This is a genomic window from Crenobacter sp. CS_VA4, from assembly GCF_055597485.1.
This window is the reverse complement of the sequence record NZ_JBVMAE010000174.1, coordinates 1-246: the sequence shown is the minus strand read 5'-3', so window position 1 is coordinate 246 and position 246 is coordinate 1. Positions and strand designations below refer to the sequence as shown.

1 protein-coding gene is annotated in these 246 nt (G+C 68.7%); it reads left to right on the top strand.

Annotated elements, in window-relative coordinates; all coding sequences use genetic code 11:
* Positions 1-246: GTP cyclohydrolase II (locus tag ACZ2IA_RS23200; protein WP_470294934.1), on the top strand; the 246-nt coding region annotated here is incomplete at both ends.

The following is a 246-nucleotide window of genomic DNA, read 5'->3' as shown; positions in this document are numbered from 1 at the left end:
GGGTGAGTCTGCGTGCCGACGCCACGGTGCCCACCACGCACGGCACCTTCCGCTTCCTGGCCTACAAGGACCGCGTCACCGGCACCGACCACATCGCGGTCGTCTCGGGCGAGCTCAGTGAGACCGCACTGGTGCGCGTGCACTCGGAGTGCCTGACCGGCGAGGCGTTCGGCTCGCTGAAATGCGAGTGCGGCCCCCATCTCGACTCCGCGCTCGACGCGATCGAGAAAGAGGGCGGGATCGTGA